This window comes from Bacillus sp. CZDM1 (assembly GCF_055502545.1).
In genome coordinates this window covers 141,239-157,526 of record NZ_JBUESO010000009.1, presented here as the reverse complement: position 1 = coordinate 157,526, position 16,288 = coordinate 141,239, and the positions used below count along the sequence as shown (strand labels likewise).

At 37.1% G+C, this 16,288-nt stretch carries 18 protein-coding genes and 1 pseudogene; 10 read left to right on the top strand and 9 right to left on the bottom strand.

The genetic code is table 11. From position 1 onward, the window contains the following. Nucleotides 1-31: 31 nt before the first annotated feature. From ACY3XC_RS20330 to ACY3XC_RS20320, 3 genes are read right to left on the bottom strand one after another with little or no spacing between them, the layout of a single operon-like run. Nucleotides 32-730 (bottom strand): glycosyltransferase family 2 protein, encoded by a 699-nt coding sequence (locus tag ACY3XC_RS20330; RefSeq protein WP_464870144.1) that lies wholly within the window; start codon nt 728-730, stop codon nt 32-34. Beyond that, nucleotides 727-1,431: a glycosyltransferase family 2 protein gene (locus ACY3XC_RS20325; RefSeq protein WP_464870143.1), complete on the bottom strand. Its 705-nt coding sequence runs from the start codon at nt 1,429-1,431 to the stop codon at nt 727-729. Before ACY3XC_RS20325 ends, ACY3XC_RS20330 begins: the two co-directional genes overlap by 4 nt. Before the next feature lie 17 nt (nt 1,432-1,448). Continuing rightward, on the bottom strand, nt 1,449-2,831 hold the full coding sequence (locus tag ACY3XC_RS20320) for a sugar phosphate nucleotidyltransferase (protein WP_464870142.1): 1,383 nt from the start codon (nt 2,829-2,831) through the stop codon (nt 1,449-1,451). Between the two features lie 280 nt (nt 2,832-3,111). Here ACY3XC_RS20320 and ACY3XC_RS20315 point away from each other — a divergent pair, with 280 nt between their 5' ends. From ACY3XC_RS20315 to ACY3XC_RS20290, 6 genes are all read left to right on the top strand, one after another. Next, nucleotides 3,112-3,435 carry a hypothetical protein gene (locus ACY3XC_RS20315; protein ID WP_464870141.1) on the top strand — a complete coding sequence of 108 codons (324 nt, stop codon included), beginning with the start codon at nt 3,112-3,114 and terminating at the stop codon, nt 3,433-3,435. Between the two features lie 147 nt (nt 3,436-3,582). Then, nucleotides 3,583-3,963 (top strand): hypothetical protein, encoded by a 381-nt coding sequence (locus ACY3XC_RS20310; protein ID WP_464870140.1) that lies wholly within the window; start codon nt 3,583-3,585, stop codon nt 3,961-3,963. A 10-nt stretch (nt 3,964-3,973) separates the two neighbouring features. After that, on the top strand, nt 3,974-4,513 hold the full coding sequence (locus ACY3XC_RS20305) for a hypothetical protein (RefSeq protein WP_464870139.1): 540 nt from the start codon (nt 3,974-3,976) through the stop codon (nt 4,511-4,513). Between the two features lie 421 nt (nt 4,514-4,934). Then, nucleotides 4,935-5,318, top strand: a complete 384-nt coding sequence (locus ACY3XC_RS20300) for a CidA/LrgA family holin-like protein (protein WP_464870138.1) — start codon at nt 4,935-4,937, stop codon at nt 5,316-5,318. Continuing rightward, nucleotides 5,315-6,004, top strand: a complete 690-nt coding sequence (locus ACY3XC_RS20295; RefSeq protein WP_464870137.1) for an LrgB family protein — start codon at nt 5,315-5,317, stop codon at nt 6,002-6,004. The genes ACY3XC_RS20300 and ACY3XC_RS20295 overlap by 4 nt, the downstream gene beginning before the upstream one ends. 30 nt (nt 6,005-6,034) lie before the next feature. After that, on the top strand, nt 6,035-6,745 hold the full coding sequence (locus tag ACY3XC_RS20290; protein ID WP_464870135.1) for a class I SAM-dependent methyltransferase: 711 nt from the start codon (nt 6,035-6,037) through the stop codon (nt 6,743-6,745). A 193-nt stretch (nt 6,746-6,938) separates the two neighbouring features. Here the strand turns inward: ACY3XC_RS20290 and ACY3XC_RS20285 are convergent, their stop codons facing one another. Beyond that, a complete protein-coding gene (locus ACY3XC_RS20285) occupies nt 6,939-8,372 on the bottom strand; it encodes an alkaline phosphatase PhoX (protein WP_464870134.1) in 1,434 nt (477 codons plus the stop codon). Nucleotides 8,373-8,500: 128 nt separating this feature from the next. Here ACY3XC_RS20285 and ACY3XC_RS20280 point away from each other — a divergent pair. After that, a pseudogene (locus ACY3XC_RS20280) lies at nt 8,501-8,608 on the top strand (hypothetical protein); the annotation flags it as partial. A gap of 266 nt (nt 8,609-8,874) precedes the next feature. Beyond that, complete coding sequence (locus tag ACY3XC_RS20275; protein ID WP_464870133.1) at nt 8,875-10,899, top strand: LysM peptidoglycan-binding domain-containing protein; 2,025 nt, start codon at nt 8,875-8,877, stop codon at nt 10,897-10,899. A 181-nt stretch (nt 10,900-11,080) separates the two neighbouring features. Here the strand turns inward: ACY3XC_RS20275 and ACY3XC_RS20270 are convergent, their stop codons facing one another. The 3 genes from ACY3XC_RS20270 to ACY3XC_RS20260 all read right to left on the bottom strand — a co-directional run bounded on the left by ACY3XC_RS20270 (nt 11,081) and on the right by ACY3XC_RS20260 (nt 13,353). Next, a complete protein-coding gene (locus tag ACY3XC_RS20270) occupies nt 11,081-11,617 on the bottom strand; it encodes a CueP family metal-binding protein (protein WP_464870132.1) in 537 nt (178 codons plus the stop codon). A gap of 152 nt (nt 11,618-11,769) precedes the next feature. Further along, the gene (locus tag ACY3XC_RS20265) at nt 11,770-12,891 is read right to left on the bottom strand and encodes a YncE family protein (protein WP_464870239.1); all 1,122 of its coding nucleotides are present in this window, start codon (nt 12,889-12,891) and stop codon (nt 11,770-11,772) included. A 261-nt stretch (nt 12,892-13,152) separates the two neighbouring features. After that, nucleotides 13,153-13,353 carry a hypothetical protein gene (locus ACY3XC_RS20260; RefSeq protein ID WP_464870131.1) on the bottom strand — a complete coding sequence of 67 codons (201 nt, stop codon included), beginning with the start codon at nt 13,351-13,353 and terminating at the stop codon, nt 13,153-13,155. A gap of 248 nt (nt 13,354-13,601) precedes the next feature. Between ACY3XC_RS20260 and ACY3XC_RS20255 the strand changes: the two genes are divergently transcribed. Beyond that, on the top strand, nt 13,602-13,859 hold the full coding sequence (locus ACY3XC_RS20255) for a CUE domain-containing protein (protein WP_464870130.1): 258 nt from the start codon (nt 13,602-13,604) through the stop codon (nt 13,857-13,859). 427 nt (nt 13,860-14,286) lie between these two features. Here the strand turns inward: ACY3XC_RS20255 and ACY3XC_RS20250 are convergent, their stop codons facing one another. Further along, nucleotides 14,287-14,526: a YncE family protein gene (locus ACY3XC_RS20250; RefSeq protein ID WP_464870129.1), complete on the bottom strand. Its 240-nt coding sequence runs from the start codon at nt 14,524-14,526 to the stop codon at nt 14,287-14,289. 25 nt (nt 14,527-14,551) lie between these two features. On the opposite strand from ACY3XC_RS20250, the gene ACY3XC_RS20245 reads away from it, so the two are divergent. Then, nucleotides 14,552-14,833 (top strand): hypothetical protein, encoded by a 282-nt coding sequence (locus tag ACY3XC_RS20245; protein ID WP_464870128.1) that lies wholly within the window; start codon nt 14,552-14,554, stop codon nt 14,831-14,833. Here ACY3XC_RS20245 and rlmD read toward each other — a convergent pair. Then, nucleotides 14,796-16,214 carry a 23S rRNA (uracil(1939)-C(5))-methyltransferase RlmD gene (rlmD, locus tag ACY3XC_RS20240; RefSeq protein ID WP_464870127.1) on the bottom strand — a complete coding sequence of 473 codons (1,419 nt, stop codon included), beginning with the start codon at nt 16,212-16,214 and terminating at the stop codon, nt 14,796-14,798. The two genes, ACY3XC_RS20245 and rlmD, sit on opposite strands and share 38 nt — an antisense overlap. Between the last annotated feature and the right edge of the window lie 74 nt (nt 16,215-16,288).

Below are 16,288 nucleotides of genomic sequence, written 5' to 3'. Positions count from 1 at the left end.
TCATCTCTGCTCTCCTCCTTTGTTCATTAACCTATTTATCAAAAATTTTTAAATAGTCCTTGACCGAATTAATCGGATATCGATTAAACGGCATGGTAAAGCGTTCTTTACCAGGCAAGCCTCCCCATTTAGATTGATAATAACTTTGATATAAAGGGAAAGTTCTATTATTAATATGTTCCAACTGGGCATCAGATTTAATGGTAGAAGCCCCATTATTATGGTGAATCACATTAAGACCGGTCTTAACATGCTCATACCCAGCCAGATGCAGTCTTCTATAGTAATCGCAATCGGAAAAATAATGCGGTAAAATCGTGTCCCAGGGCCCTGTTTCTTTAACAGCTTTCATATTGAAGGCTGCAAGTGTATGATAATTGGTAAATACGACACCCCATTTTCGCCCTTCTTTTTGCATTTTCTCAATGGCTAAAAGAAACTTCTCTGCCGTGCCAACGTCTGCTTCGGCATCATTATGCATAAAAATAATCACATCACACCTCTGTTCTGATCCGAACCGATGCAATAGGTTCATCGTTTGACTAAACGTTAAGGGAACAGGTGGCTCATAGACTCGCACATCTGCAGAAAACAAATCTTTCTTTCTTAAATCCTTGTGATTTGAGTTGTCAATGATTAGGGTATTAGACCAGAATAGTTCGATACTTTTAATTGCTTTATTTAGCAAATCATCCCGGTTGACGTAACCAATACCAACAAGATATTTCATGTTGTTCCCCCTTCAGATTGATCTCCTGGAGAGTTTAGATTGTGAAATCCGCTTGGGCGGAATATTATCTTATACGACAGCTGGTCAGTTTTTTTTATCCCCCATTTGTTATGAAGATAGCTTTCGTATAACGGAAATGTTACATGTGTTATATAATGGAAATACGGATCAGACTTTATAGAAGAGCTACCGTGGTGGAATACTGGTAAATCTGTTTGCATGATTTTATAACCAGCACAGTGTATTCTCCAGTAAAAATCAATGTCACTAAAATACATTGAAAAAACGGTATCATGTCCCCCTACATCCCTTGTTGCTTCAATATTTATTGCACAGAAGGAATCATAATTTGTGAATATGACTCCCCACTTTTTTTCTTCCCGATTTATAGCCTCAATTAATTTTAAGAAAGCTTCCGGTACTCCTCCTTTTGGTTCAGCATCAGCATGCATCCATATTAAAACATCACATGAGTTTTTCTTTCCACGTTCCAACAAATAGTTTATTTTTTGGGGAAATGTCAATGGAACTGGGGGTTCGTAAATCGTGACTTTAGAAGATAATGTGCTTTCATTACGTAAATCCCTCCCATCTGAATTATCAACAATAACCGTATGCGGCCAGTATGGTTTAATACTATTCACCGCACGATTAAGTAAATCAAGGCGATTCTTATATCCAATACCAACTAGGTATTTCATACTTTCCCTCCTTTAATTCACCCTTTTTTAATCGATTCCTTCATTTCCTCCCATGACATATACAAACGTACAATATCTTCTTCCTCAAGCTGACTTCCCAATTGTACCTCAATAATTTCAAGATCATCGTTTGCTTTAATCCCATGTTTTGCACCCACTGGTATATTCAATACATCACCTGTTTTTACAAAAACTGCTTCACCATCCAACACAAATTCACCTTCACCTTTAACGATCACCCATACTTCACTTCGTTTGTGATGGTATTGATAGCTGATGTTTTGCCCTGCAAATACACATAAACGTTTTGTAAGTACGTTCATACCATCGGTTGATTCCTTATAATCTAAAACACGGTACCATCCCCAGCGGCGTTCTTCATACATAGGCCGTTTCTTATCATCTTTAACTAACTCTTTAATTTGATGGCTTTTCGATTTGTCTGAGACTAAAATACCATCCGGGCTCGTCGCTACAATCATATTTGAGGCACCAATTACCGTGACAGGCATATCTAATTCGTTAATTAAATGGGTATTTGTGCAAGTATCACTCAAAGTCCCTCGGCCAATGACGGATGTTTGTATTTCCTCCGTTAATGTGTTCCAAGTACCTAAGTCCTTCCAATATCCGTTATACGGAATAACCGCAATCTTTTCCACCTTTTCAACGATTTCGTAATCAAAGCTTATTTTAGGCAGTCTTTCGTAAAGCTGCATCATCTCATCATACTTCGTAGGAAGTCCTCTTTCCTTCAATAGCTTAATAATATACCCCAGCCTAAATGCAAAAACACCACAGTTCCATAATGCTTGTTCTTCAATTAATAGCTCTGCCTGCTCTTCTGTCGGTTTTTCCTTGAACCCCCTAACTGACTGATAGGTTGTTTCTAAATCATGCTCTTTTTCATTATTGTTGAGCATGATATAGCCATATTTCGTTGCTGGATAGGTAGGGGTTACACCGATTAAGGCAATATCCATTCCTGATTGTTTGATAACATCCTCTAAATACGCAACTCTATCAAAAAATTGATCTTCTACAAACGGATCGACCGGCATGACTGTCATAACTTCATTTAAACTAACACCGATAACAGAATATAAATAAGTCGCCGCTAATATAATCGCAGGAAAGGTATCCCTTTGCTCTGGTTCAATGATCAGCGGTACTTGGTTTCCTATTTGACTGCGAATAATATCCATTTGTGTTTTATTCGTTGATATATATGCTATATCTAGTAATTGCGTTTTTTCCAATTGCCTCCGTATCCTCTGAACCATTGACTCTAACTTCTTTTCAGGACTCGTTAGAACCTTTAGAAATTGCTTTGATCTAGAGTTATTGGAAAGTGGCCACAGACGCTTCCCTGATCCACCAGATAACAATATAAGTTTCATTAATACACCCCAAAACCATAATTTCTTAAGAGATTTAATATCATATGTGGATAGATATTTATTTGTATGGGGCATCTGACGAATTATAGATGAATAAAAAGAATTGATTATGAGGGAATTGCTCATCGATATATTTGATTCATTGAGGAGTGTTACAGAAAGCATCATTAATTGAATGGGAAGTCCACAAAAATGGGCAATCATTTTAAGAATTATAAGTGTCTTTGCCAAGCCCGAACAAATAGACTAGTACTATGACCTACGAAAATGAGGTGAACCGATGTCACAGGCCAATATACCTCCTAATAACCCATTAATTTCAATCTCGACAGACCAGACAATCCCATTACTTTTCGCTTCAATTGCACATGAAGAAATAGCTCTTGCTCACATTATCAACGCAGAAGCCGAGAAGCTTCAATTAGTATTAGGAACATTAGAAAACGGGACTACACTAACTTCTGAAACAGTTACACTTTCCAACCTGCTTGATATCAATGCAAGTGTTACTAAAACTCTTCAGAACGTTATCATGAAGGAAATGTTGCTGCAATTCAAATTTGAAAATGTACTTGAACTTATCTCAATTAGCCCTCTTCCTTAAACATTTTCTTGTGGCTAATTAGAGATAATGACTACGTATTACAGGGTATGAGAATTCTAAAGCACTTTAGATCAACGTACCAAAACTGGTGATTTATCATCAGAACATTATAAAATCCAATATATGTTGGAGGAAAGGAAGAATTACATGAGTATGCCAACTTTGCCACCCCAACCCCATAGGCCATGTTTATTTCACACAAAAATTGATTTATTAGAATCAATAGCATTAGAAGAAATTGCCCTGGCACATATCTTAAATGCAGAGGCTGAAAAAGTTCAGGCTTTTGTCGGTGAGTGTTTTGATTTTCCCACTCATCCAACAAATAAAGAAATATTAGCAATTAATAAGTCAGTTAATCAGCTAATTGAAACAGTGCTAATGAAAGAATGGCTTTTGCTCCGTAAGTTAGAAAATGTATTGGAGATAGAGTGCGATTGTTGTAAGAAGGATCATAAGAAGGATGATAAGAAGGATCATAAAATGGATACTATTTGCAGCCCTTTTAAACCATTAGGATCACTTTGAGGGAAAAGAGATGAAAAAAACATTAGATGAAGAATATGTGAAATGTTTTCATTCGATAGTTCAAGAAGAGAAATCGATTAAAAATTGGATGAACACTTATTCAATACTCACTCAAGCAATTACGTCTTCTGATAAATTGGATGATCAAGGCAAGGAAGAATATTGTATATTTTGCTTAATACCTTTTTTAAAGTTAATTATACAGCTTCAGCAACTTTCTGATAAAAAAGTAAAATTATGCATAATGTATACAGATTTAATGCTCAATGAGGACATAGTCTATTCAAAAGACAACTCAATCGAAGATGCAGTTCGTGGCATTGAAAAAATGACGCTTAACCTTTCTATAAATAAATGGCATCGTCATGAACTTCGGGAGGCACTTGATACGATCCTTCATCATACAAAAAATAGAAAAAATTTATGGGACAGAATCGTAGATGAAAATAGCGGTTGGGAAAGCAGTGTAGCTGAAAGCAGCGTTTGGGACAGTGGGAATCAGAGTAATAATAACACTAAACTTATCTGGACCAATCCTCATATTTTATAAAAATGCATTGGTTTTAAGTCCTTCTAGGAAAAAAAGAGTATATTAGTACTTCAAAAGAATGGGATAAGGATAAATACCTTGTTCCTCTACATATTTTCAATCTCTTCCATAGTTTATTTTATTGAACGAACCTTACTATTTTTATAGTAGTTAATGTTCCCAAGAATGTAAAAAGCTTGTCCAAAAGATAGTCTTTTTGATCCAATTTTGGGAATTGGCCCAAATATCATTAAGAAAAATCCGGAACTATTTGTTTACCATGGTATTTGTTTGTGAAATTGTGAACATTACTTAAAGTTCAAACAGTACCAATTATATACATTGAGCAGGCTGGTAGTTAGGAGTAGAATATATAAGTATTGTTAAATTTAAGTAAAAAAATGAAATTAACAGGATTACTTTTTATTTTGGAGGTAAAATTGTGAAACTCATAAAAATAATTGTCCAGGTATGTTTGATTTACATAATTTCTTTATTAGGAGATTTCATTCAGAAACAATTTCATTTACCTATCCCCGGAAGTATTTTAGGATTGCTGATTTTATTTATTTTATTATCATGTCATATACTTCCTGAAAAATGGATTCAAGAGGGAGCAGGTTTTTTACTATCAACCATGATGTTCTTTTTTATTCCCGCAGCAGTTGGCATTATTAATTACTTTGATTTCTTTCAGGGGAAAGGTCTATTGTTGGTTGTTGTACTCATTGTAAGTACTTGTCTTGTTTTGATTGGTTCTGGTTACGCAGGTGAAAAACTGGAACAAAAGAAAGTGATTGAGGATAGGGAGAAATTTTCAGCATGATAAAATTTATTATCGGTATTTGTATGGTCTTATTAACAATTTGTTTATTTTTCTTGGCCAAAAAACTATATATAAAGTATCCAAACCCTTTATTCAATCCATCCCTTTTCGTTAGTTTTTTTATCATTATGATTCTGCTGTTATTTAATATTCCATACGAAACATATATGATTGGCGGCGAATGGATAAATAATTTATTAGGTTCGACGGTTGTTACGCTTGCATACCCTTTATACAAATATAAAAAAGTAATAGTTAAATACTTTCGTGTCATGTTAACAAGTATCCTTGTAGGGGTTCTCGTAAATTTCATTAGCCTTTTAATCATTTTGAACCTATTAGGGTATTCGAAAGAAATCATGTTTTCGTTTTTTCCGAAATCTGTTACAACTCCAGTTGCGATTCAAATTGCTGAGCTGACAGCTGCTGTTCCTTCATTAACGGTAATTGCTGTTATGGTTACAGGATTTAGCGGCATGATAATAGGGCCATATATCATTAAAACATGCAAGTTTCAGAGCGATTTAGCCAAAGGAATGGCCTTAGGAAACGCAGCCCATGTAATTGGTACAGCAAGGGCGTTTGAATACAGTTTAGAAATCGGTTCTATTAGTTCAGCCGGAATGATTCTATCTGCGATTATAAGTTCGATTTTAATCCCTTTATTTATTTTGATTTTATTTTAAACAAATATAGTTGGATAGGAGCTCATCAAAATGTCTTTTTATCACGATTTATCCTCGTATTATGATCAAATTTTCCCATTAAATCAAACTGCTAAGACGTTCATATCTCAATATTTTCATAAAGGAAATTCACTCCTGGATATGGGAGCTGGAACAGGAAATATGGCCATTGCCCTAGCAGAGAATGGGTTAAACGTTACCGCATCAGAGCCAGAAGAAAGAATGGCTGAATCAATTAAGAAAAAAGCTAAATCGAAGGGACTTCTTTTATCTGTCCAAACCAAAGCAATGGAAGAGATAGATAAATTTCAGGAGAACTTTGATGGAATCCTTTGCATTGGAAACACACTACCTCATATATCTGATTTAGAAGGTGTTGAAAAGTTTTTACAGAAATGTTATATCAAATTGAATCCGAATGGGCTAATCATCCTCCAGCAAGTGAATTATGATAGAGTGTTATCCAAAAATGATTTTTCTTTTCCAGCTATTGAAAAAGAAGATTTCACCTTTACAAGGCATTATGAAAAAAAAGACGAACATCTACTCTTTACATCAAGATTAACTATCAATGGGGAGACAACAGAAAATACTATTCCTTTATATCCAATTACTTCTCAACAATTAATTTCAATACTTAAAAAAATCGGGTTTCAAATGAACGATGTATACGGAAACTTTAAAGGTGAAAGTCACTCTAATGAATCACCAGCATTGGTTATTGTTGCAAGAAAACTATGATTTAAGGAAGGTCAATCCTGTCCCACTATCCTTCCAACATAACATGATATATTTTCTTCGCTGTTAGAATAGGAGCATGGTACAAAAACGCAATTGTTACAAATGGGCAAGATCAATGAAAATTAAAAAAACAGAGATCAAGAAATACTTGTTCTCTGTTTTTTTGGTACCTTTTTAGTTATTCATTACAAATTTATATCTTTACCCCATGACGTTCAAATGCGGCTGCTTCAAGAATGGACATACCTTGACTCTCCGCATATTTAACCATTTCCTCAGAGACCTTTGGTGCAAAATGTGCATCAGGAGTTGCATAAGACATTTCCCTTGCGCGCGCAGAATTTCTTCGTTGGAACGGTCCCCAAATAGCAAAGGTTTGGCCAGGGCTTTGAATATTAACAAAAAGTGTGTTTCCATCAGGCGAGAATGTTGGTCCCGCCAATTCTGACCCGCTTTGACGGTTGTGGGCAAATGGATAGATTTTCCCTTCTGGAGTAATTCCCAAGAGTCTATCATCACCTGAACCATCTTCTGCGTACCAAAGGTCGCCCCATGGGGTCATACAGATATTATCCAGATATTCCATTTCACGTACATCCGTTCCCTCATAGAAAAGTTCCAATGTATTTGTTGCAGGGGTATAGCGGTAAATGCGTCCGAGTTTTTTGTCTCCGGCAGATGTGTCATCAAACCAGAAGACACCCGATTGGAAGAACGCTCCCTCTAATCTACTGAACTGAATGCACTTTTGTGCAATAGCATCCTCGACACATAGGTGCGGATTAACTTCTTTCCATACGATTTGGAATTTCTGTCCTGTTTTAAACGTGCTTGCTTTCGGATCGGTTACTGCTTCAATCGCAGCGGCATAAAGCTTACCGCCTTGTTGCAGGGCACCTGGTTGTTGGCTAGTGTCTATAGGGATAAAGCGGTAAAGGAAGCTCGGACTTGCATCCTCAGTTAAGTATACATATCCTGTAGCTGGGTCGATGGCACAAGCCTCGTGTGAAAAACGCCCCATTTCCTTAATTGGAGTTCTGGACATTTCGTTCTCCGGCTGTGTCGGATCCACTTCGAATACATATCCGTGTGTCGCAGAACGTGTTTCTTCACAAGTCAACCATGTACCCCATGGTGTCGCTCCACCAGCACAATTTCGAATTGTACCTGATGATGTTACATATTCTTCGATCACTTCCCGATTAGCTCCTACAACTAGAGCGGTTGTCCCACCTTTAGCCGCTGCATCATAAGGATTGCTTCCAAATGCTGCTCCTGCCCCTAATTCATGGTTACGAACCAGAATGGTAGTATTGTTAGGTCCTTCGAAAGCTGCCATCCCATCAAAAGCCCCAGGGATTTTTGCCCCGTTTGACATTAGACCGCCTTCTTTAGAGATAATTTTGTAATGAAAACCTTCTGGAAGGTCGAGAATTCCATTCGGATCCGGCATCAAAGGACCGTAACCGCCAAAACCGCTGGTTGGATTATTCGTCGTATCCGCAAATGCTTTTGAACCAAGTGCTAATACACCTGTTGACCCAAGTGTGAGGGCAAGTGTACTCATTCCTCCCGCTTTTAAAAAGTCTCTTCTGTTAAAGCCATTTTTAGTAGTTTCATTATTCACAGACTATCTCTCCTCAAATATTAATTATGAATCTAGTAATAGATTAAATTTAAAGTTTTAAGGGAAATTAGGATTATTGTAAAAACTCAGTAAATTAATGATAAGGGTTTGTAAATAGCTTTTAGTTTCACCAGGAGACGAAATTATTAATTTTAGACAAGCCTGCCCATCACTTGGATGTTGATGCAAAAGAAGAATTGAAGCGTGCTCTTAAGGCATATCGCGGAAGTATCTTGACGGAATCTCTCCTTCTATTTAAGCTCCCTCAGTTAGATACGATTATCTCTATTTTTATTAGTAATTATAAATTAAGTGGAATTTTTCCGTCTATTTATCAGATCGATGCTTAACCTCTAGGTGAAGAAACTAAGGTTTTAAACAGCAGCATCATCCGTGTCCCCATTTCCCCTTTATTTCTTTACCGTTTTGATAGGCAAGTATCTATACTCCCTTCAAAATGGACACATACATTAATTCTGAAACATTTTGAGGAGGAGTAAACATGCAAAGATTATTCAGAAGGGGTATCGGAGGGTATCTACGAGGATACGGCGGTTTCCCTGAAATGGGTTTCGGTGGTTACGGAATGGGATATGGCGGATACCGGCAAGCGATTGAAATTACTTCATTTACTCTTTCTGCTTCTACTGTTGCCTACCAAGGTAGCAGAGTCCCCGGCTACACAACAGTTCAATTGCAAACAAACGTGCCAACACGCGGGTATCTTCTTATCGTTGGGAATGGCATACAAACAAAAATTAATTTATCGACTGTTGTCTTTAAAACTGTACACAAAGTGGATTGGGTACCATGGGATGATACAAAAAAAGCGCCTCTTCCCGCAGGTATATACCAAATCAAAGGATATCTCACGGACCAGGGATACAATCAAATGCAAGGATATCCGCTTGGGTCGCTCACAGTTGTCACCGAGACAAGTCCCAAGCCATTAATTGATGGCGTTTCTCCAAATCCAGCTGTGTTTTCACCTAAATACGGACAAACACAAACAAATTCGGTCCAAATTCCGTTCAACTTAAACCGTCCTGCTGAAGTTCAGCTGACAATCCGTAATATAAACGGAGATGAAATCTATACCGGCAGCAAGGAAACCCTATCTCCCGGAAGCCATACTGTAAGCTGGAATGGCACAGATAAAACAGGAAGGATTGTAATGGATGGCAGTTATGAGATTGTTTTTAAAACAATCGAAACAGCCTATAACTATCCTTCCACAACACCGTTAATCTGGCGATCTGGAACGATTACAATCAAAGATGCCGATTATTATATTCCGGTATCAAGATTAAAAGAAATTGTTACAGATGCTTCCTTCCAATCGCCTTCGTTTACTCCTGATGGAGATGGAATAAACGATAAGGTCACTGGACAATTTACACTTGCAGTACCTGCGAAATTATCCATTTATATCGAAAATGCTGCCGGAGCCCATGCCGCTCTTGTGGTAAGTGAACAAACATTTGAAGCAGGTACTCACACGTTTGTATGGGATGGCTCAGACATCATGGGCGGAAAAGTACCAAACGGAAGCTACTTTATCAAGCTCAATGTGGCAGAAGGCCCAAATAGCGGCTATATTACGTTTCCAAGCGCTGTGAAAGTGGAAAACATGTACGAAATCAAACCGATGCAGCCTGAAAAAAGAGTACGCGTCATCAGCGAAACAGCAAAAATGAGCGTTGATCCTGCAGGGCAAGGATATACTGCTGTAAAAGGAGACACGTTCCCGCTTATGTCGGAAGCGATAGAGAATGGAAAATACACCGTTCTTGTTAAAGAAGGGGTGACAGGAACAATCAGTGTGAGTGATGTTGAACTTGTCACTGAACCGTCTTCGGCAAAGCAAACGACTGAATATATAGTCGTAAGTGGCGATACCTTATGGAAGATTGCATCCAAGTTCAACACGACAAGCGCTGAAATTATTACCTTGAACAACCATGATCCAAACAAATATCTATATATAGGACAAAAATTAATAGTCCCTGCGACTGCACCACAACCTGAACAGCCAGCGGCAACCACTTATTCAGTTGTTTCCGGTGATACCCTTTGGAAAATTGCTCAAAAATTCGGGGTCAGTGCACAAGCAATTGTCGATGCCAATAAACTGGATCCAACTGCGTACCTTTATGTTGGCCAAAAGCTGATTATTCCGGGAGCAGCGCAGCCTGAACAGCCTACGCAGACCACTTATGTAGTTGTTTCAGGTGATACGCTTTGGAAGATTGCTCAAAAATTCGGCGTAACCACCCAAGCAATTGTCGATGCCAATAAACTGAATCCAACTGCGTACCTTTATGTTGGCCAAAAGTTGATTATTCCGAGTGTGGCGCAGCCTGAACAGCCTACGCAAACCACCTATGTAGTGGTTTCCGGTGATTCACTTTGGAAGATTGCTCAAAAATTCGGGGTAACCACCCAAGCAATTGTCGATGCCAATAAACTGGATCCAACTGGATACCTTTATATTGGCCAAACGCTAATCATTCCAATAAAACAGTAATAGTAAAAGGTAAGAGGATTTTATGATCCCTCTTACCCTTTTCATTGTCACTGACATTTCTTTGATGATTCAAATTAACATCCAACACAAAAAACACCGTGTTAATCACGGTGCCTTTATGTGTGATATAAACTTTTTGCTTTAAAACAGAACTTATTCTTATTACTAAAATATGTGCTTTTTAAGTTAGCTGCATAGTTGTAATGCACGTTCCATCATTCTCGAATGTAGAAATTTCTGATTCTGATACTTTACCAGCATGATCAATCTTTATTCGAAATTTTTTATCCCTAGGAAGCCATAAGTCGAAAAATCCGTTAGTTTGGGATATCACTTTTTCATCCATAATTACATTGCCTTCCATATCTTCAATGAATACATCGAACTCCTCTTCAACCAACTCACCTTGACAACCTGTCAAGCTATGATTTGTTCATGGATGAGTTTTATCAATGTAAGGTGCAATAGAAACGAAAAAGTCTTCCTCAGACAAGTCATAAGCTAACTCCTTCCCATCACTTTTCTCGATAATTAACTCTTGAGAAGTAATGGATGCAGTGTCATTTGTTGTTTTATTTGAACTATAATCGCTTACTACTTCTCTAATGCTTTCAACTTCTTTTTCATTTATAGAAGCCTCATTTTTGGAATCTGCTTGTCCGCAACCAACTAATACTGCTGCCATAAATATGATTGGCAGGAAAATTTTCGCCTTCATAAAACGTTTCACTTCCTTTCTGTCTATAAAACTAGTATACCATCTATATTTTTTCAAAAATGGGGGGCTTACTTTTGTCACAAAATATTAAAGTAATGACATTCTGCCCACTAATGCAAGGACGTTATCTCCTCTAATTTTTACATAATCGATTATTTTATAGAAATTCCATTCGGTTCCATCCCTACTTTTACAGTTGCAATAACAGTATTGTCGTCGTTCTTAATGACACTCACAGTATTATCGTACATATTTGTCACATAAACAAATTGATTATCATTACTTGTAACAATTCCATGGGCACCTTTTCCAACCTTAATGGTGGCAACTACTTTTTTGGTTTTAAGATCAATTTTTGAGACACTAGCTGTTGGCTTATCAGGAGTTCCTTGGTTTGCAACAAATGCATATTTTCCATCGGATTGTATATAACCTTGGGCAGGACCTTCACCCACTGGAACTTTTTCAACCTTATCAGTGGTCAAATCAATAATCGCTAATGAATTTTCCGCATTTAAAGTTGCAACTAATGTTTTTCCGTTTGGCGTAACACCAGTTGTAACAGGTGTATTCCCCACAACAATTTTTTCACTTTCTTTCATACCCACTAAATCAATTACACTTACAGTGTCCTCACCCATATTAGCAATGTAAGCCGATTGGCTATCTGCAGTGATTCGGAATCCATGTGGTCCTTTTCCTGTTGAGATACTTTGGATTACTTTATAAGATGATAAATCAATAACGGAAACGTTATTGTCTTCATTGTTTGTTACCAGGGCATATTTCATATTTTCAGTGAACACGATATGAGCTGGATGAGTACCAACTTCAACTTTTTTAATTAATTCGTCTGTTTCAGCATCATAGAAGAAAGCAAAGCCATTAGTTTGTCCATGTTCACCTTCATCGCCCCCATGTCCTTCACTATGTTCTTCTTCATGGTTACATTCGCTACACGTTTGCTCTCCATGCCCTCCTGTTCCAGGAACAACCGTAGCACCTACTGTTTTTCCATCTGGAGATATTTGAACATTATGAACAGAACCTTCAACCTCTATGGTTTTAATTGTTTTGTTGCTAGTTGCATCTACTTTGGTGATAGCACCCTGTTCAGCTGTATAGATGAAGGCAGTTTTTTCTTTTTCAGATTTATCTTTTTCTGATTGAGAGCTCTTTTCGGATTCGGTTGTGGTGCCTTTCGTTTGATTGTCCGAGGAAGTCCCACAGGCAGCTATAAAGATGCTAACAAGGAACAAGAGGCTAACCATCATAAATTTTTTCACTTAATACACCCCTTAACTTTAATAAGTTAACTATAGTAAATAAATGTGCAGAAACTTTGAAGAACTCGACTCGAAATATGACAATTTTGTGAAACAGGTGCATTATGTCTAAAAGGGAATATCTATGTTTTTACTTCGAAAAAATAAAAAAAGCATTCCAAATAATTATCTTGGAATGCCTCAAATATGTAATTGTTTAACCTTCTTTGACGTATAAGGAGTAACCTACTCCTTTTTAAGTGACATTTGTCAGCCACCTTCTATACAAGTTGCAATGGAACTTCCAACAATGGAATTTAATTCAACAAGTAATTTAGGAAGAAGATCAGTATCAATAGTGGATTCCAAAGTCTTTTCGATAATCAGTACATTATATTTTATAAAAACAGGTTCTGTTTCCTTCCACACTTCCACTATAGCTTTTGGAGACATATTGGATTGTATAACCATTTAAAACCTCCATTTTTTTATTTCTTAATCTTCAATGAGATTCCAACTCAAAATTTGATCAATAGAATATGCTTCTATTAATAGATCATGGAGATAATATGTCACGATGCTTATATTTAATATTGTTCATACTTTTGTAATAAAAAGAGATTTATAAGTTGAAACTTCATAAAATCAACAAGATATTTCCATTTTTTCTGCATATTTTTACATTAAAATGAAGGTATAAAAGAAAGGAGTTGTAAAAGATGAAAAAATGGGCAATAGGAGTTTTAAGTTCCGCTTTAATCCTTGGAGCAGGAACGGCTGTATTTGCAGCAGGAACGAACAACTTTGGAGAAGAGAATAGCTTTGAAAAAATGCTACCTTTTATGCAAGAAATGCATCCAGATACATCCAAAGAAGATCTGCAAGAAATGTACAATGCTTGCCATAATAATGGAGGGATGATGGACGGAGCGAATCAAGAAGGAATGAAAGGTGAAAATATGATGAACCGATTTTAATATTCGAAATAATTATGCCAAAAGGCTTGGTATGCTTACCAAGCCTTTTTTGCGCTCTATATGGCTTTTGTCATACCCTTCCATTAGAAAAACTACTTATAATGGAAAATGATTAAAATAAATTAATAAGACAATAAATTGCCATACTTTCTCCTTATTTTATGCAAACATGTTTATTAACATAGGGATATAGAAAATACTGGGAGTTGTTAGGTAAATATATATATTTACTTTTCAACATTTTTCTCTTCCAACTAAGAACATCCCAAACATGAACAAAACTCTGATGAATCCCCCTTCCGTCAGAGTTTTGTTCATGTTTGTAAACCTCTATTCTTCATATTTCTACTATTTCATACCTCTTCCCTAACCATTTTCTCTCTTGATTGCTTCAAAAGCAGAAATATAAACGAAGGTCATAATAAATTTAGTTATCTTCTACTGCAAAGCTAATTTCATGAGGAGTTTTTCCTAAGCTGATTTTCTTTATTATTTTAAGTGTCTTTTCGTCAATAATTGTTAAATCATTAGAGTCTTTATTTGTTACATATAGTTTATTTGTATTTGGTTCATAAGAAACGTGATTGGCTGTTTTTCCAGTAACAACTGTTTCAATAATTTTATTATTGGTTAAATCTAATTTCGATAATGAGATTAATGCTTCCAAAGCAAAAAAGTAACGTTATCTTGAGATGCTTGCAGAAAAACTAATCACCCATAAAGAATACCGGGAAGTTGCTGATGAAAATCAGGGACGGATAAATGAATTGAATATAAAAAGGAGTGGGCTTGAAGCCTCACTCCGTCATGATGAATTTTTAGGACGTATTGAAAATCTCCGGAACTCGATTAACCGTTTTTCACCTTTTGGTGACGTAACAGAGGAAATGCTCCATCACTTCGTTGAGCGCAATGAGGTGTATAATAGAGGTATTCCTAAAATAACTTACCGGTTTTCAATATTACCGAATTAATTTTCCTCAAAACTAACTGCGACACGCACTCAACATGCGCGGTCTGCGGAAACATATCCACTGGCTGAATATATTTCAAATCGTATTTAGCACTTAACATTTGAATGTCTTTGGCCAAAGTAGACGGATTGCAAGAGATATAAATGACTTTTTCAGCTTCTGTTTGTAGAATAGTTTGGATTAATTGTCCGTCAAGCCCAGTCCTTGGTGGATCGACGATGATAACATCTGGCTTCCAGCCCTTTTTTACCCACTTCGGTAAAACTTCTTCGGCTTTTCCAGGGACAAATTTGGTATTGGTCATCCCGTGACGCTTGGCATTTTTCTTTGCATCCTCTATCGATTCTGGAATTATATCCATTCCTCGGACTTCGACTGCTTGGTCAGCAAGCCACAAACCAATGGTTCCTACTCCACAATAGGCATCAACAATTTTTTCATTACCTGTCAGCGCCGCAGCACTTTTCACTTCATTATAAAGCTTAATGGTTTGAACCGGATTTAACTGGAAGAACGTTCTAGCCGATAGCTCAAACTGCAGGTCCCCCAATGTTTCTTGGATAAATTCCTCACCGGCTAGAGGTAACGTTTCTTCTCCGAAGATAAGCGACGTTTTTTGCTCATTGATGTTCTGCACGATTGATTTCACATTCGGAAGTCTTTTTTGGATTTCCTGAATGATCTGCTCCTTCTTTGGAAGTTCGTTTTGATTCGTTATAAGCACCACTTGGAGCTCCCCACTTTGGACTCCGACACGGGTAACAATGGTCCGAACAATTCCTTTACGTGATTTCTCATTATAAATTGTAATTTTTAGTTCTTCGAGAATTTTCTTAACGGCATTCACTGCTTCATTTGTTTGTGAATGCTGAACAGCACAATGTTCAATATCAATTAATTGGTGAGAGTTTAAGCCATACAATCCAGCTAAAACCTTTCCGTCCCTGCCTGCTAGTTGGAAACTGCTCTTATTCCGATATCCCCAAGGATCTTCCATTCCAATGGTTTCTCGAATATCGAGTTTGTCCACTTGGAGCCTTGTATGGCGTTCGAGCGACTGGATAACAATATCTCGCTTTTCTTTTAATTGCTGACTATATGCTAAATGCTGCAGCTGACAGCCTCCGCATTGCTCATAGACCGGACATGGAGGCTGTACACGATGCGGTGATTTAATCCGGATTTTTTTTATTTTTGCCTCAGCAAATTTAGGGTTAATCTTGGTTGCCTCTACGACTACCTCTTCCCCAGGTAATGCGCCAGGCACAAAAACTACCTGCTTCTTAAAATAACCGACGCCTTCGCCATTAATACCGAGTCGTTTGATCGTTAAGGGAAAGGTCTGTTTTTCTTGTATTTTAATTGATTGATCTGTTTTCATTTTGTTCACTCCAAATTTCGCTTCCGTTTGATTTCTCCGTATTATAGCATTATTAACAGAGAAAAGCCGAATTC

What these genes read in the sequence shown, in the direction of transcription:
- ACY3XC_RS20290 (WP_464870135.1), top strand. Translation starts at nt 6,035, where the DNA reads ATGTCTTTTTATCACGATTTATCCTCGTATTATGATCAAATTTTCCCA.
- ACY3XC_RS20325 (WP_464870143.1), bottom strand. Translation starts at nt 1,431, where the DNA reads ATGAAATACCTAGTTGGTATTGGATATAAGAATCGCCTTGATTTACTT.
- ACY3XC_RS20275 (WP_464870133.1), top strand. Translation starts at nt 8,875, where the DNA reads ATGCAAAGATTATTCAGAAGGGGTATCGGAGGGTATCTACGAGGATAC.
- ACY3XC_RS20305 (WP_464870139.1), top strand. Translation starts at nt 3,974, where the DNA reads ATGAAAAAAACATTAGATGAAGAATATGTGAAATGTTTTCATTCGATA.
- ACY3XC_RS20295 (WP_464870137.1), top strand. Translation starts at nt 5,315, where the DNA reads ATGATAAAATTTATTATCGGTATTTGTATGGTCTTATTAACAATTTGT.
- ACY3XC_RS20320 (WP_464870142.1), bottom strand. Translation starts at nt 2,831, where the DNA reads ATGAAACTTATATTGTTATCTGGTGGATCAGGGAAGCGTCTGTGGCCA.
- ACY3XC_RS20255 (WP_464870130.1), top strand. Translation starts at nt 13,602, where the DNA reads ATGAAAAAATGGGCAATAGGAGTTTTAAGTTCCGCTTTAATCCTTGGA.
- ACY3XC_RS20245 (WP_464870128.1), top strand. Translation starts at nt 14,552, where the DNA reads ATGCTTGCAGAAAAACTAATCACCCATAAAGAATACCGGGAAGTTGCT.
- rlmD (WP_464870127.1), bottom strand. Translation starts at nt 16,214, where the DNA reads ATGAAAACAGATCAATCAATTAAAATACAAGAAAAACAGACCTTTCCC.
- ACY3XC_RS20265 (WP_464870239.1), bottom strand. Translation starts at nt 12,891, where the DNA reads ATGATGGTTAGCCTCTTGTTCCTTGTTAGCATCTTTATAGCTGCCTGT.
- ACY3XC_RS20315 (WP_464870141.1), top strand. Translation starts at nt 3,112, where the DNA reads ATGTCACAGGCCAATATACCTCCTAATAACCCATTAATTTCAATCTCG.
- ACY3XC_RS20330 (WP_464870144.1), bottom strand. Translation starts at nt 730, where the DNA reads ATGAAATATCTTGTTGGTATTGGTTACGTCAACCGGGATGATTTGCTA.
- ACY3XC_RS20310 (WP_464870140.1), top strand. Translation starts at nt 3,583, where the DNA reads ATGAGTATGCCAACTTTGCCACCCCAACCCCATAGGCCATGTTTATTT.
- ACY3XC_RS20260 (WP_464870131.1), bottom strand. Translation starts at nt 13,353, where the DNA reads ATGGTTATACAATCCAATATGTCTCCAAAAGCTATAGTGGAAGTGTGG.